This is a genomic window from Desulfobacter sp., assembly GCF_050177295.1.
In genome coordinates this window covers 1-13,159 of the sequence record NZ_JBFXHE010000051.1, presented here as the reverse complement: position 1 = coordinate 13,159, position 13,159 = coordinate 1, and the positions used below count along the sequence as shown (strand labels likewise).

The 13,159-nt window shown below is 49.4% G+C and carries 13 protein-coding genes; all 13 read right to left on the bottom strand.

Annotation, left to right across the window (positions count from 1 at the left end):
• Positions 1–131 (bottom strand): FeoB-associated Cys-rich membrane protein (locus AB7U36_RS06215; RefSeq protein WP_428158933.1); only part of this gene is annotated, 131 nt, incomplete at its 3' end.
• A gap of 123 nt (positions 132–254) precedes the next feature.
• Complete coding sequence (locus AB7U36_RS06210) at positions 255–902, bottom strand: MotE family protein (RefSeq protein WP_428158927.1); 648 nt, start codon at positions 900–902, stop codon at positions 255–257.
• Positions 889–1,347, bottom strand: a complete 459-nt coding sequence (fliJ, locus tag AB7U36_RS06205) for a flagellar export protein FliJ (protein WP_428158926.1) — start codon at positions 1,345–1,347, stop codon at positions 889–891. Before fliJ ends, AB7U36_RS06210 begins: the two co-directional genes overlap by 14 nt.
• Before the next feature lie 9 nt (positions 1,348–1,356).
• Complete coding sequence (locus AB7U36_RS06200; protein ID WP_428158925.1) at positions 1,357–2,718, bottom strand: FliI/YscN family ATPase; 1,362 nt, start codon at positions 2,716–2,718, stop codon at positions 1,357–1,359.
• Positions 2,715–3,746 (bottom strand): FliH/SctL family protein, encoded by a 1,032-nt coding sequence (locus AB7U36_RS06195; RefSeq protein WP_428158924.1) that lies wholly within the window; start codon positions 3,744–3,746, stop codon positions 2,715–2,717. Before AB7U36_RS06195 ends, AB7U36_RS06200 begins: the two co-directional genes overlap by 4 nt.
• Positions 3,730–4,743, bottom strand: coding sequence for a flagellar motor switch protein FliG (fliG, locus tag AB7U36_RS06190; protein ID WP_428158923.1), 1,014 nt, complete (start codon positions 4,741–4,743; stop codon positions 3,730–3,732). Before fliG ends, AB7U36_RS06195 begins: the two co-directional genes overlap by 17 nt.
• A 4-nt stretch (positions 4,744–4,747) precedes the next feature.
• A complete protein-coding gene (fliF, locus tag AB7U36_RS06185; protein ID WP_428158922.1) occupies positions 4,748–6,463 on the bottom strand; it encodes a flagellar basal-body MS-ring/collar protein FliF in 1,716 nt (571 codons plus the stop codon).
• Positions 6,464–6,489: 26 nt separating this feature from the next.
• Positions 6,490–6,786 (bottom strand): flagellar hook-basal body complex protein FliE, encoded by a 297-nt coding sequence (gene fliE, locus AB7U36_RS06180; RefSeq protein WP_428158921.1) that lies wholly within the window; start codon positions 6,784–6,786, stop codon positions 6,490–6,492.
• Between the two features lie 24 nt (positions 6,787–6,810).
• Complete coding sequence (flgC, locus tag AB7U36_RS06175; protein ID WP_428158920.1) at positions 6,811–7,308, bottom strand: flagellar basal body rod protein FlgC; 498 nt, start codon at positions 7,306–7,308, stop codon at positions 6,811–6,813.
• 3 nt (positions 7,309–7,311) lie between these two features.
• The gene (gene flgB, locus AB7U36_RS06170; RefSeq protein ID WP_035238325.1) at positions 7,312–7,725 is read right to left on the bottom strand and encodes a flagellar basal body rod protein FlgB; all 414 of its coding nucleotides are present in this window, start codon (positions 7,723–7,725) and stop codon (positions 7,312–7,314) included.
• A gap of 169 nt (positions 7,726–7,894) precedes the next feature.
• Positions 7,895–9,265, bottom strand: a complete 1,371-nt coding sequence (locus tag AB7U36_RS06165) for a sigma-54-dependent transcriptional regulator (RefSeq protein WP_428158919.1) — start codon at positions 9,263–9,265, stop codon at positions 7,895–7,897.
• Positions 9,266–9,280: 15 nt separating this feature from the next.
• Positions 9,281–11,917 carry a tetratricopeptide repeat protein gene (locus AB7U36_RS06160; protein ID WP_428158918.1) on the bottom strand — a complete coding sequence of 879 codons (2,637 nt, stop codon included), beginning with the start codon at positions 11,915–11,917 and terminating at the stop codon, positions 9,281–9,283.
• A 169-nt stretch (positions 11,918–12,086) separates the two neighbouring features.
• A partial coding sequence (locus AB7U36_RS06155; protein WP_428158917.1) for a sigma-54 interaction domain-containing protein occupies positions 12,087–13,159 on the bottom strand: 1,073 nt, incomplete at its 5' end.

The following is a 13,159-nucleotide window of genomic DNA, read 5'->3' as shown; positions in this document are numbered from 1 at the left end:
TTCTGCGGGCAAGGCGTACACCCTTCACATTCACAGCTGCACGAGGACTGTCCTTTAAAAACATTGATCATCCTTTTTATTAAATAAAACAAGGCTGCTGCCACAATCAGTCCCACCAGAATATTTCCCATTTTTTCCTCCTTACTAACATGATCAAAATAAAATAGCCCGTCTACTTGTCTTGTAGGCCGGTCTTTTTTTCTTTTTCAGCCCCCGCCCCATTGGGTGCCGGGTTGATAAAGAAACCATCCGAATCAGCGTTTTTTAAAGGCCAGACGTTCGCTGATTTTTGCGGCCTTTTCGTACTCCACAAAGGCCAGAATCTGAGAGGCGGAAACCTCGCGCATTCTCAAAAATATTTCATAGGCAACAGAAAGTTCCATCTTATTGACAATTTCCGCAGCCGCTTTGGGTTTCATGCTGGCATACATTTTCACCAACCGGTTCATTTTTGCTTCAAATGCGGCAGCTTCTTCACTTTCTTTGGCGGTTTTCTTATTTTCAAGCCGGGCCATATCTTCTTCAATCTGTTTTTTCAAGGCCGTCAAAGACGCCAGTTTTTCATCAATCTGGGCTTCATAGGTTTCCAGTTCCTTTTTTTCCCTGGCCAGTTTTTCACTGGCCTCGGCCACGGCTTGTTTCTTATCTTCAAGGCCCTGAAGAACGACCTTGGCAGGATCGGGGCACTCGGGGCATTCCGGACAGGGAGCTTGCTCTCCTCCTGCTTTTTCACCCTCAGCCGGTGCCTTTTCCGGTTTATCTTTTTTCGTCTGCGGATCCTTGTCTTCTGCCAAAACCAGTGCCGGCTGCCCCGAATGTATATATGAAACACCAACAAAGGCTGCCGTTATCAAAAACAGACTGACCCCAAAGCCGGCTATCCAGCGTTTAAACGCGTTCATTGTTCACCTCCCTGGCTGTTCTCAAGGATGCTATTTCATCCAGGCTCTTCTGCTCTTCCCGAATCATTTCATGGGTATATTCCCGAGCCTGTTTTTCCCGCAGCCGCTCCAGAGATTCCTTGTCAATGGTTCTTTGTTTAAGCGCATCCCGCTTGTCGCCCAGAATTTTTTCAAGTTCGGTTTTTCTGGTACGTTCAAGTATGATCATCTGGTCAAGTGCAGTAATAAACTGTCTGTACCGATTGAACTGGCCTGCACCCATCCCTTTTTCCACCAGGGATTCAAGCTGGTCAGCCGCAGATATTTTGTCATTTTGCAACCCTGTCATACGCTGTTCACAGGCCAGGACATCGGCCACGGCCCGGGCCATTTCCTGCTTGGCAAGCTGCTCAAGATGGCGCTTGTACTTTAAAAGGCTTTGCAGTCTGAACTGAAATTTTTTCATGGATCAGGCCTATCCTTTTTTGGGTTCAGACGGCCCACCCTTAATTTCCAGCGCCTTTTTCAAGCCGGCTACACTGGCCGACATATCCATTTTCTTGCCAATGTTCTGGCGCAGCATCTGGTTGATGCCGGGCATCAGCTTCTTGGCCTGGTCCACACTGGGGTCTGACCCGTCCACATAAGCACCGATGGAGATCATGTCCTCTGCATTTCGATATGCGGCCATGATCTTGACGGCTTTGTCCCGCATGGCCATGTGGTCGGGTTTGCTGACATCCCTCATTACCCTGGAAACACTGGCCATGACATCAATGGCCGGGTAGTGCCCGCGGTTGGCAAAATCCCTGGATAAGACAATATGTCCGTCAGTTATGGAACGTACCGTATCCCCCACCGGGTCGTTCATGTCATCGCCTTCCACCAGAACCGTGTAAATTCCGGTTATGGAGCCGCCGCTTTCAAGGGCGCCGGGACGTTCTAAAAGAATGGGAATCTGGACAAAAAATGAGGGGGTATATCCTCTGGTGGTCGGTGGCTCACCGGCAGCCAAGCCCACATCCCTGGAGGACATGGCAAACCGGGTAATGGAATCCAGCATGAGCAGCACATCCTTTCCCTGATCCCTGAAGTATTCGGCAATAGTGGTGGCCAGATATGCGCCCCGCATACGGGTCAACGGCGGGGAATCCGATGTGGCCGCCACGAGGACAGCCCGCTTGAGCCCCTCTTCTCCCAGGGTCTCCTCCACAAAATCCTTGACCTCCCGGCCCCGCTCCCCAATCAGCCCGATCACCACCACATCCGCAGCAGTATGTTTGGTCATCATGCCCATGAGCACACTTTTTCCCACGCCGGAGCCGGCCATGATGGCCACCCGCTGTCCCCGGCCCAGGGTAATCATGGAATTAATGGCCCCGATGCCGACATCAAGGGGCTCTTTGATCATTTTCCGCTGCAAAGGTCCCAGGGGCTTTCCATACAGATAATAGGAAGTTGAACCTGAAATGGGCCCCTTATTGTCAATGGGATTTCCCATGCCGTCCAACACACGCCCAAGCATGTCATCGCCCACCGGCACCATGGGGGAAGATGCCACCGGCACAATCCGGCTTCCCATGCTGATTCCCCGAATTTCACCAAAGGGCATGAACAGCGCTTTTTCTTTCCGGAATCCCACCACTTCGGCCATCACGGCCTTCCCACGGTTATTGATAATGCGGCACACACCGCCCACGCCAAGGCCTAAGCTGTCCCCTTCGACAATCAGCCCGATCACCTGTGACACCCGGCCTTCGGGCGTCACGGTCCGAACATTTTCCACAGCCCTGGCATAAACGCTGAAATCCACTTTTTCAAAAAAATCGTTCATCATACCTTAACCTGGGTCTTTGCCTGGGCAATGGCATCGTAAACCGCCTTAAGTTTGGATTCTGGATCTGTGGCAATGGTGGCACCGGCACTTTCAATGCGACACCCCCCTTTGGGAATCATGGCGTCCGTATTGACTGTAATATGCGCCAGGGAGCGTACAGACTCAAAAAAGGTCTCTTTAATCATCTCCACATATTCATAGTCTTCTTCGGCCACACTCAGTGTAATTTCCTCCGGGGAGGCAAGCTGGGACAACGCGTCCAGAATTGTGTCCTTGATCACAGCATCGTCTGAATCAAGTTTGGCCATCACCACTTTTCCGGCAATCTGGCAGACAAGTTCCACCAGCTGAATTTCGTATCGTGCCAGCATGCTTTCCAGCATTTGATCCGCAGTTTCCAATGCCTGCCGGAAAGGCTCCAGAACCTGCGCCATTTCCTGGACAATCTCCTGTTTTCCGGCATCACGCCCCTGTTCCAGGCCCTTTTCAAAACCGTCGGCCGTACCTTTGGCAAGCCCGTCGGTCTCTCCCTGTTTAAATCCTTGTATCCGGCCTTTTTCCAGCCCCTCTGCATAACCCTTGGCATGGCCGTCGGCCCGCCCTTTTTCAAGGCCCTTGGCCAGACCTTGTTCATACCCTTTGGCAAAGCCCTGTTCTTCCGGCGTGGGTCCCTGTTCCGGCGCATCCGCATTCTGAACATCCTCTTCCGCCAAAGGCCCAGAGACATTTTTTTTTGTACCGGGTTTATCCGCAACCACATCCGCACCCTGAATCAAAGGCTCGAACAATTCCTCTTTAAGTTGTTTGGTCACTTTATAAAGGGCCTCAAACCCGCCTTCCTCCTTTTGAACGTCCAAGGGATCAAACAAAAGCTTAAACCGGTCAAAATCAGGCCGGGTATCCGGCCTTTTAAGTGACACCTCGTTATCAAAACTGTCAAGGGAACCCACATCTATGGGCTTGAATCCATCATCCGCCAAAGATGACCGCACGTCTTTATGTTCTGCTTGATCAGACAAGGATATCATCCTTTCCTTTACCCAGGGTTATGGTGCCGTCGGCCTCAAGCTCTTTGGCAGCCCTGACCACGGCCTGCTGGGCTTCTTCAACCTCTGCCAGGCGGACAGGACCCATGGCATCCAGATCGTCTTTAAGCATTTCACCTGCCCGCTGGGACAGGTTGGCAAAAATCTTGGCCTTCATCTCTTCGGTTGCGGTCTTCAATGCGTAGGTGAGTTGCTGGCCTTCAACCTTCTTGAGAATTTCTCTCATGGCCGTATCATCAACGTTGGTCAAATCCTCAAATACAAACATGAGTTTGCGGATCTCATTGGCCATGTCTGCATCATCTTCCTCAACATATTCCATAACCGCATCTTCGGTGGATTTATCCACACCATTAATGATATCCACCAGGACTTCCAAGCCGCCTGCTTTGCCTCCGGGGCCCACAGCACCGCTGAGTTCATATTTCAGGGCCTTGTCTACATCACGGACAACATCCTCGGAAATCTGACCCAGACGGGCAATCCTCATGGCAATATCGCCTTTAAGTTCGTCCGGCAAATTCATCATGATTTCCGAAGAAATTTCTGCAGGCATATGGGCCAGGATCATCGCTATGGTCTGGGGATGTTCACCTTCAATATATGTAGACAACGTGTTCACATTCACATTCCGGCTCCAGATAAAAGGCTTGTCCTGTTTCTTCTTTTCCAGGTCGTCCAGAATGGCTTTGGCGTCCTTGTCATTTAGCGTTCTGGTTACGACATTCTTAATAAAGGAGTCCCCTTCAACAACTATTTTAGACTCACCCTCAAATTTGACATTGAAATCAGCGCACACAACCTTGAGCATGGCTGGTGTAATCTGGTCAACCTTGGACATTTCAAAGGCAATGTCAGCAATCTCCTGTTCCTTCATTTTTAAAAACACCTGGGTTGTATATTCTTCTCCCATGTACATGAGAAATACTGCAGCCTTTTGACAACCGTTTAGATTTTCCGGATCAATTGCTTTTGGCATGGAATTACTCCTCCTCTTCCTCCTCTACTTCACCGAGCCATCCCTTGATGATATTCACAGCCTTTGACGGATCTTTTTCCGCATAATACCGGGCCTTTTCCTGGTCACTCATGTTGGCCAGGTATGCGTTCCGCTCTGCTACGGTCATTTTCGCAATGAACTCTTCCTTCTGCTCTTCGGTCATCATCTCAAAGAATTCACGCTGCTGATCCGCATTCATCTCAATAAAGCCAGGTTCCTTATCCTCTCCCTCAAGCAGGGCAAGTTCTTCCGGTGAGGGCAGGGCCTCCTGTTCCACCGTAACCTTGATGTCGCGAACGGTTTTTATGATAGGCCGGATGACGAACAAAAACAATACAAATACCAGCAGTAAATTGGCAATGAGACGTCCGTATTCCTTCTGGACCATGCGCCAGCCTGTAAGTTCTTCCTGGGTTCCCTGCATGTCGCCGATGGAGGCAAAGGGGAAGCACTCCATGGAAATCTGGTCGTTGCGTTCCTCATTATATCCCATGGCCCTGCTGACAATACTTTGAAATTGCTTCATCTCCTCGGCAGACCTGGGCATATACACCCGTTTGGTGTCGCCCTTGCCATCTGCCTGGAACTCATATTTACCGTCAATCACGGCTGCGACTGAAAGCCTTGTGAGCTCAGCCATGGGTTTCTGGGTCTCCCTGACCCGTCGGCTGATTTCGTAATTAACTGTATCATCACTCTTATTGATCCGCTCCCGGTCTTTATTGCCGGTCTGGTCTTCATCGGTGATGGGGTTGACAGATGACGGAATACCGATCTCTTCATTAAGCTGAACCACCTTTTCAGCTTTGTTTTTCCGGCTGCGGATAAATTCCCCGCCCCGCTCAAACGGATCATAAATTTCTTCATTCATGCTGTTTTTGGAAAAATCCATTTCCGAGGTAACCCGGACAATGGCTTTGTCCGTGCCCACGATGCGCTCAAGCATGGTCTCAATTCTGTGCGTCAAATTCTCTTCAAACCGCACCTTATACTGATACTGGGCATCTGCCAGATTTTCTGCATCAATACGGGCCTGCTCTTCTTCGGATTTTCCCTCAAACAGAATCCGGCCCGCAGTATCCACAATGGTGACCAGTTTCGGGGTCAGATCCTGAACTGAAGAAGCCACCAGATGTGCAATGGCAGCCACTTCGTCTTTCTTGAGATCAGCAACCAGTTCCAGCAAAATGGATGCCGAAGGCTGTTTGGTCTCCTCCACGAAAACCGACTCCTTGGGCAGTACAATCATGACCTTGGCATCCTTAACAGCCTCAAATGCGGTAATGGTGCGTGCCAGCTCCCCCTGAAGCGCCCGCTTTTTATTAATTTTCTGAACAAACTCGGTGGTACCGAAGTCGCTTTTATCAAAAATCTCGTATCCAACCCCGCTGCCTTTGGGAATACCTTCCTTGGCCATGGTCAGCCGGACATCATACACCATGGCTTCCGGCACCAGAATAGTGGTCCCGTCACCGGTCAGACGATAGGGCGTCTTGGCGGATTTTAATATGTCCACCACAGCAGCCGCATCTTCCTGGCTCAACCCTGAATATGCGACTTTATAAGAGGTTTTGTTAGCCCAGAAAAACATGGTGATAAACCCTGCCACCACCACTAGAACCAGTCCGCCCAGAAGGACTTTACGGACCATGCTCATCTCTTTGAACATGGTAATGATTTTTTTAATTACGGGATTCATTTACGCGGCTCCTGCTCTGCAAGGGGTTATACCTGCATACGCATGATTTCTTCATAGGCACTCATGGCCTTGTTCCGGACCTGTGCCAGTACTTTAAGGGAGGTGGAGGCACGGCTTAAGGCCATCATGCCTTCATGGATACCAAGATTGCCTTCAATGACAGCCTCAACAGAATCATCTGCCACATGCTGATTATTATTAACCTCCAGGATGGCTGATTCCAGACGTTCCATGAATTCGGGGCGTCGCTTGGCTACCCGGTCCGCCACAGATTCCCGGTACAAAGAAAGTTTGCCGGGGACTGCTGCATTTATCTCATCCATTTATCCAATCCTTTTCCTAAAAAATCACTTACCAATCTCAAGGGCTTTGGAGACCATATCTTTTGTGGTGGAAAGCGCCGTAACGCTGGCCTCATAGCTTCGACGGGCCACCATCATGTCTGAAATTTCAGTTAAATGGTCCACATTGGGCATCTTCACATATCCTGTGTCCGGATCTGCATCGGGATGGGCAGGGTTGTACACCAGGTGAAAATCCTCCTGGGACCTGACAATCTGATCTACCCTGACACCCGTACCGTTATCCGGCTTTTTCTCATCCTCAAACTCAATGGCAGATAATTCAATCTCGCCGGATTGCTCTTTTCGAATTTTTTTTTGCACCACACTTTCAAAGGAGTCGATATTATCGCCTTTAAATACCACCATTTTTCTACGATAGGGTCCGCCGTCTTCACTTCTGGTGGTATCCACATTGGCCAGGTTTTCAGCAATCACATTAAGTTTCATACGATGGGCCGCAAGGGCCGTGCCGCTGATTTTTGCTGCATTCATTAAATCCATGGATTATTTCCCTCCCTCATCAATGGCATAGTTGAGTATGGTCATTTTACGCAACAGCATCTCGGCCGTAGATCTGAATTTCACATTGTTCTCCATCAGATTCATCATTTCCGTATCAATGTTCACCGAATCCAGGTGATAGATGTCCACATCTTCGCTCTCCATACCCTTAATCTGACCGGCAGACCCTTCAATATTGCCGGGCAAATGTTTTTCATTGGTTTTTTCCAGATAATCAGGTTCAGGTCCGGCCATGGCCCGTTTGAGCGCACTTTGAAAATCTATATCGCTGGGCGTATACCCGATGGTATCCATATTGGCGATGTTGCCTGCTATCAGGTTATGACGCCGGGTTGAGATGTCCATACTTTTTCCGATCATCTCGTATGTGTGCCCGAAAATTCTTGAATCAGCCATTTTGATCTCCGTTTTTTCAATTAACGCTTCCAGGTCAGCCGCAGGTGGTATTTAATCCAGATATCCAGATTGGATATCTGGATTAAATATCCGGACAAGCGCGCCGGAATATCAACATCATAAACGAAAAAGCAAATTACATGCCTGAAATAACAAACAGCAGGAACAATCAGAAAGGTTCTTTATATTCGTTCAGTTTATTGCGAAGGGTTCTGACACTGATTCCAAGAATTTTTGCCGCATGGGTCCGGTTTCCCTCGGTCTGATCCAGTGTTCTGAAAATCATTCTATGTTCCATCTCTTTGAGGGACCCTGCAGAAAAGTCCTCATCAGCAAAGGATTCTGCACCTGTGTCTTCAGAAAAGGCTGTTTCTTCGCCATCGTCCATGAGCAGATCCGAAGGGGTGATCATATCGGTCTCAGAAATAAGGACAGCACGATGAATAACATTTTCAAGTTCCCGGACATTGCCGGGAAAGGAATGGTTATGGAGTACGGAAAGTGCCTGATCTGTCAATCCTTTGACAGATCTTGCGTCAATCCTGCAGTATTTTTTTATGAAAAAGTCGCATAAGGGCCGAATGTCCTGGCTGCGCTCCCGCAACGGGGGAATAATCAGAGGAATGGTATTAAGCCTGTAAAACAGATCTTCCCTGAACGCATGGTTCTCCACGGCTGATTTGGCATCCCGGTTGGTGGTGGCAATCACCCGGACATCCACACCCACGGGCTGGGTTCCCCCCACCCGGTCTACCACCTTTTCCTGAAGTACCCGGAGCAGTTTGGACTGCAAATGATACTGCATCTCCGTAATCTCGTCCAGAAACAGGGTCCCCTTGTCAGCCAGTTCAAACTTGCCGGCTTTCCTTGCCAATGCACCGGTAAAAGCACCTTTTTCATGGCCGAACAATTCGCTTTCCAGAAGATTTTCCGGCAGGGCCGCGCAGTTGATGGCGATAAAGGACTGATTACAGCGGGCGCTTTTCTCATGCAGAAACTTTGCAAGCAGTTCCTTGCCGGTGCCGCTCTCCCCCTGGATGAGCACCGATGCCGACGAATCCGCCACCCGGGCGGCAAGCTTGAGCAAATTCTCCATTTTGGGGTCTTTAGTAACAATCTGCACCGCTTTATGCTTAACTGTTTTTTCCTTTTCAGAGGGCAACGGCGCAATGGCTGTGGCCAAAGATTTTTTAACGCTGAGTTCAAGCTGCCTTGGGTCAACCGGCTTGATCAGATAATCCATGGCACCGTGCTGTATCAGACTGACAGCATAATCCACCACAGGATCCGAGGTAAGGATAATGGTCTTTGGCACCCCGGTGTCTGAATCCGCCGCCTGTTTAAGAAAATCCAAAGTAGAGAACCCCGGTGTACCATCGTCGGCCACAACCACCTCAGGTTTTTGGGACAGCAGGTAATTGAGCGCACCCGAGCCTTCGGGCACAGCATCAACCAGAAAACCCATTCCTTTGAACAGATCGGTATAGATCATTCGCTCTTTGGGGTTTTCAATTATGAGAAATAATTTTTGTCCAGGCACGTTGCCAAAGGGTCCTTATGAATTTATCATTTTTTCCGCCAGCCCCATAGTGCTCAGCCGCTGCCGGGCAAGCCGGGCCCAGACCGAGTCGTAAGACTGCGCCACCTGCTCAAAGGTCTTTTTCGCCTTATCCAGCACATTACCTTTCTGGTAGGCGTCCCCCAACAGAAAACCGATATTGGCCTTATCCCGGTCACCTTCTGAAAAATCAAGGGCTTTGGCAAAGGCATCGGCTGCCTGCCCATAGGATTTCATTTCCAGGTAAGATGAACCCAAAGTTTTGTAAGCGCCTGCCAGTAACTCGTAATTTCCGCCTGGAGATGCGGCAAACGCTTTCACCGCACGGGCCTGGAGTCCGGACGCTGTCTTCAGGTCTGATTTTCTCTGGTAGACACTGGCGCGAAGCATGAGTATCCGCCCCTTATCCAGAGCGTCCCGCCCCGCCGTATACGCCGAGGCAAACGCATTATCTGCCTTTGAAAAACTGCCCTTTTCCAGATAAATCTGCCCGACCCGGGTCAGGGCCTCCACCCGGTTTTTATCCTTTGGAAACCTCTTTGCAAAGGCATCCAATAGTTTTAAAGCATCATCATCCCTGCCGGATTCATCCATGGCCTTACCCAGCCCAAACAGCAGTAAAGCCGGCCGCTCTTCCCTTTTATAAAGTTTATAAGCGGAAATCAATTGATTAAACGCCTCTTCATACAGATCGGCTTTCAAATAGGCACTGCCCACATAAAAGGGAATCAGCCGGCCCCCCATTTTTTTTAACTTGAACTGTTCTTTTTCATATCTTGTTAATATAGAGGTATATTCATCTGCCTTCAACTGTTCTTTGAACAGTGCCTCGTAGGCTTTCTGCATTAACTTAACCGCCTCGTAGCGCAACCCCCTGGGATGGGTGGACAACAGGTCCTCAATTTCCTGGATGCACTTATCATACTCACCGTTCTGCTGGTAGATTTCAGCCAGGCGCATCATGGCGATCCGGGCATAGGTATTTTCAGGAAACCGGGTCTTGATCATTTCGTAAATCTTAATCTTTTCAGCATCTGTCTTTAAATACCTGGCAATCCCAATGGAGGCATTGATATATCCCGGAGAGTCCGGATATTTTTCCCGGACCAGTTCGTACAACTTGATCGCCTTTTCTTCCTGATTCTCCATTCCGTAGGCATCGCCGACCTTGCTTAACGCCATGTCCGGTGCTTTGATATCGGGAAAAAGATTCAACAGCCGGATATAATTCTCCCGGGCACCTTGACTTAAGCCCAATTCAAAATTGGCATCTGCCGTGTATTTGAGCAGATCAGCAGAATCATAAACCTTTTTCACATCATTTTTTATGACATAATTAAGAACGCTCAACGCGTCATAATACCGCAGGTTTTCAAACAATGCCTTACCATAACCCAGCCCTGCATCGGGTATATAGTCGTTGCTTATTTTTGACTCAAACACCTTTTTATACAGGTTCAACGCCTTGTCAGTATACCCTCTGCCATTATAAATTTCAGCCAGATGATACTCCACCTCGGGCATACCGGAATAGTCCGGAAAGTCCTTGCTGACAATATCAAAATACCCTTCGGCCGTTGCGCTGTTGTGCAAACGGGTATGGATCAGTCCCATGGCTGCATAGGCAAAGGGAATATATAGGGATTTAGGATAGGCAACCATGGCATCCTGAAACATTCGCTCTGCAGCCAAAAGTCCTGCCGGGTCATCGTTCTCAACACCCATAAAATTGACATAGGCCTTTAAATAGTAGACCTGTTCCAGGCAAAAGGAATTTTTCTCAAATAAGTACTGCTCAAGAATCGCGCCAGCTTCTTTGTACAACTGTTTTTTAACCAGAATCATCGCATTTTCAACCGCATTGGCCTGACAGTCCTGCAAGGGGTCTTCACCCCGATACATATCACTGATATCCCCTTTAAAACGACTGGCCTGACGCTTTGGGGGCGTATAAAGCGGGGGTTCCTTTATTTTTTCATTGGCTTTAGTCCGACCGGTATCCTTTTTTTTGACAGAATCCGGGGCCGGCTCAGCTTTGGGCCGGAAAGCGGCCACTTGCACTGCAGGGTCATTCGGATCATCTGCAACGGTTTGCTTTTCCCTGGGGTCAGTTGCCGGAGCCAGTGGCGGTTTTCCGGGTTTGGAGACAGCCGGAGTTGACGGTTTCCGAACAGCCGCCACCTGGGTCACGGGAACACGTTTGGGGGCGGGAGCAGGCGCTTTCACGGCTTTATTTAAAACCACAGTTAATTGATTGTTGGACGCATTGAAAACGGGTTTAATGTTTTCTTCACTGGCGTGCTTGCCCGTCACCATCAGGGCGACCACGTTGCCTTCAAGGATATCCACATGGACGGATTCAAGGTTCGGATTATCCTTTCCGCCAATGACAAGCCCTTTGGCAAGGCTTGCATTCTTAATGGCCACCAGGACTTCCCGTTCTCCGACACGAATAACTTTTACAGGGGCTTTTCCGGTCATATTAACCCTAACAGAAAAGGGATTGTCCTTGACCTGGATTGCTTTGACAACGGGGTATCCGGCCATGGCCGACCCTGCCGGAATAAACACGCAGAAAAATGCAGCCCAGACAGCTGATAAAACTTTCAGGTATGCGGGGATTAATTCTCTCATGACATATGTATATCCCAAAGGGTTCACGGTTGGAGAACTAAAAAGCAAGTAATATGCCATACTCATAATTGTGAATCATTTCATATTGAATAGCCTTTAAAAAGCATATCCGGCAAATGAGTTTACAAGTCGGGTCTGGGCAGGGAGAGGGGATTTCCGGCGGCAGGTGTCAAAAAACCGGCATGTCATCTTCCGGTTCAATATCCATCTTTTTTATCTTCTCAACCAGGGTGGTCCGGTTCATTTTCAACATTTCGGCGGCCTTGGCTTTTACCCATCCGGTTTCATTCAAGGCATGGGTAATTAAAGATTTTTGATAGGCTTCCACGGCCTCATTAAAACCAATGTTATTCCGGAACACGCCGGCCACACTGACCGGGGTGACATCCGGGCCGGCACAGATCATACATCCCGGCAGATCAGCTATACTGACGATCTCCTCTTCCACAAGGACTGACAGCCGTTCCACCAGGTTTTCCAGCTCCCGGATATTTCCAGGCCATTCGTAGGACGCAAGCACCTGTTTTACCGCATCAGGAAATACCTTGGGCCTGTATTCGGTACTGCGCCGTGCAAGACCGGACTGGAAATGGGCCACAAGGGGCATGATATCTTCAGGGCGTTCCCGCAGGGGCAGGATGTTGATGGGAATCACATTAAGGCGGTAATACAGGTCTTCCCTGAATTCGTTATCCGCTATGGCGGCGGTCAGGTTTTTGTTGGTGGCGGAAATAACCCTGATATCCACCGCGATGGTCTGGGAGCCGCCCACCCGCTCGAACCGTCTTTCCTGCAAGGCACGCAAAAGTTTGACCTGGAGATCAGGACTCATGTCACCGATTTCATCCAAAAAAATCGTGCCTTTATCGGCAATTTCAAAACGCCCGATCCTTGCCCGGTGGGCACCGGTAAATGCACCTTTCTCATGGCCGAACAACTCACTTTCGAGAAGCTCGCTGGGAATGGCCCCGCAATTGATCACCACCATGGGGCCGTCTTTTCTTGTTGAATTCTTATGGATGGCCCGGGCAATAAGTTCCTTGCCTGTACCACTTTCTCCTGTGATAAGCACCGAGGAATCAGAGCGTGCAACCTTACGCACCCGGTCAAGCATGGCCATCAGTCCCTGACTCACACCGGCAATGCCGCTACGGTCAAAACCTGACACATCTTTGAGCGGGGCGTCAGCAGCGCCGGATCTTTTTTCGGCTGTTGCTTGGACCATTGGGACCTGACTCACTT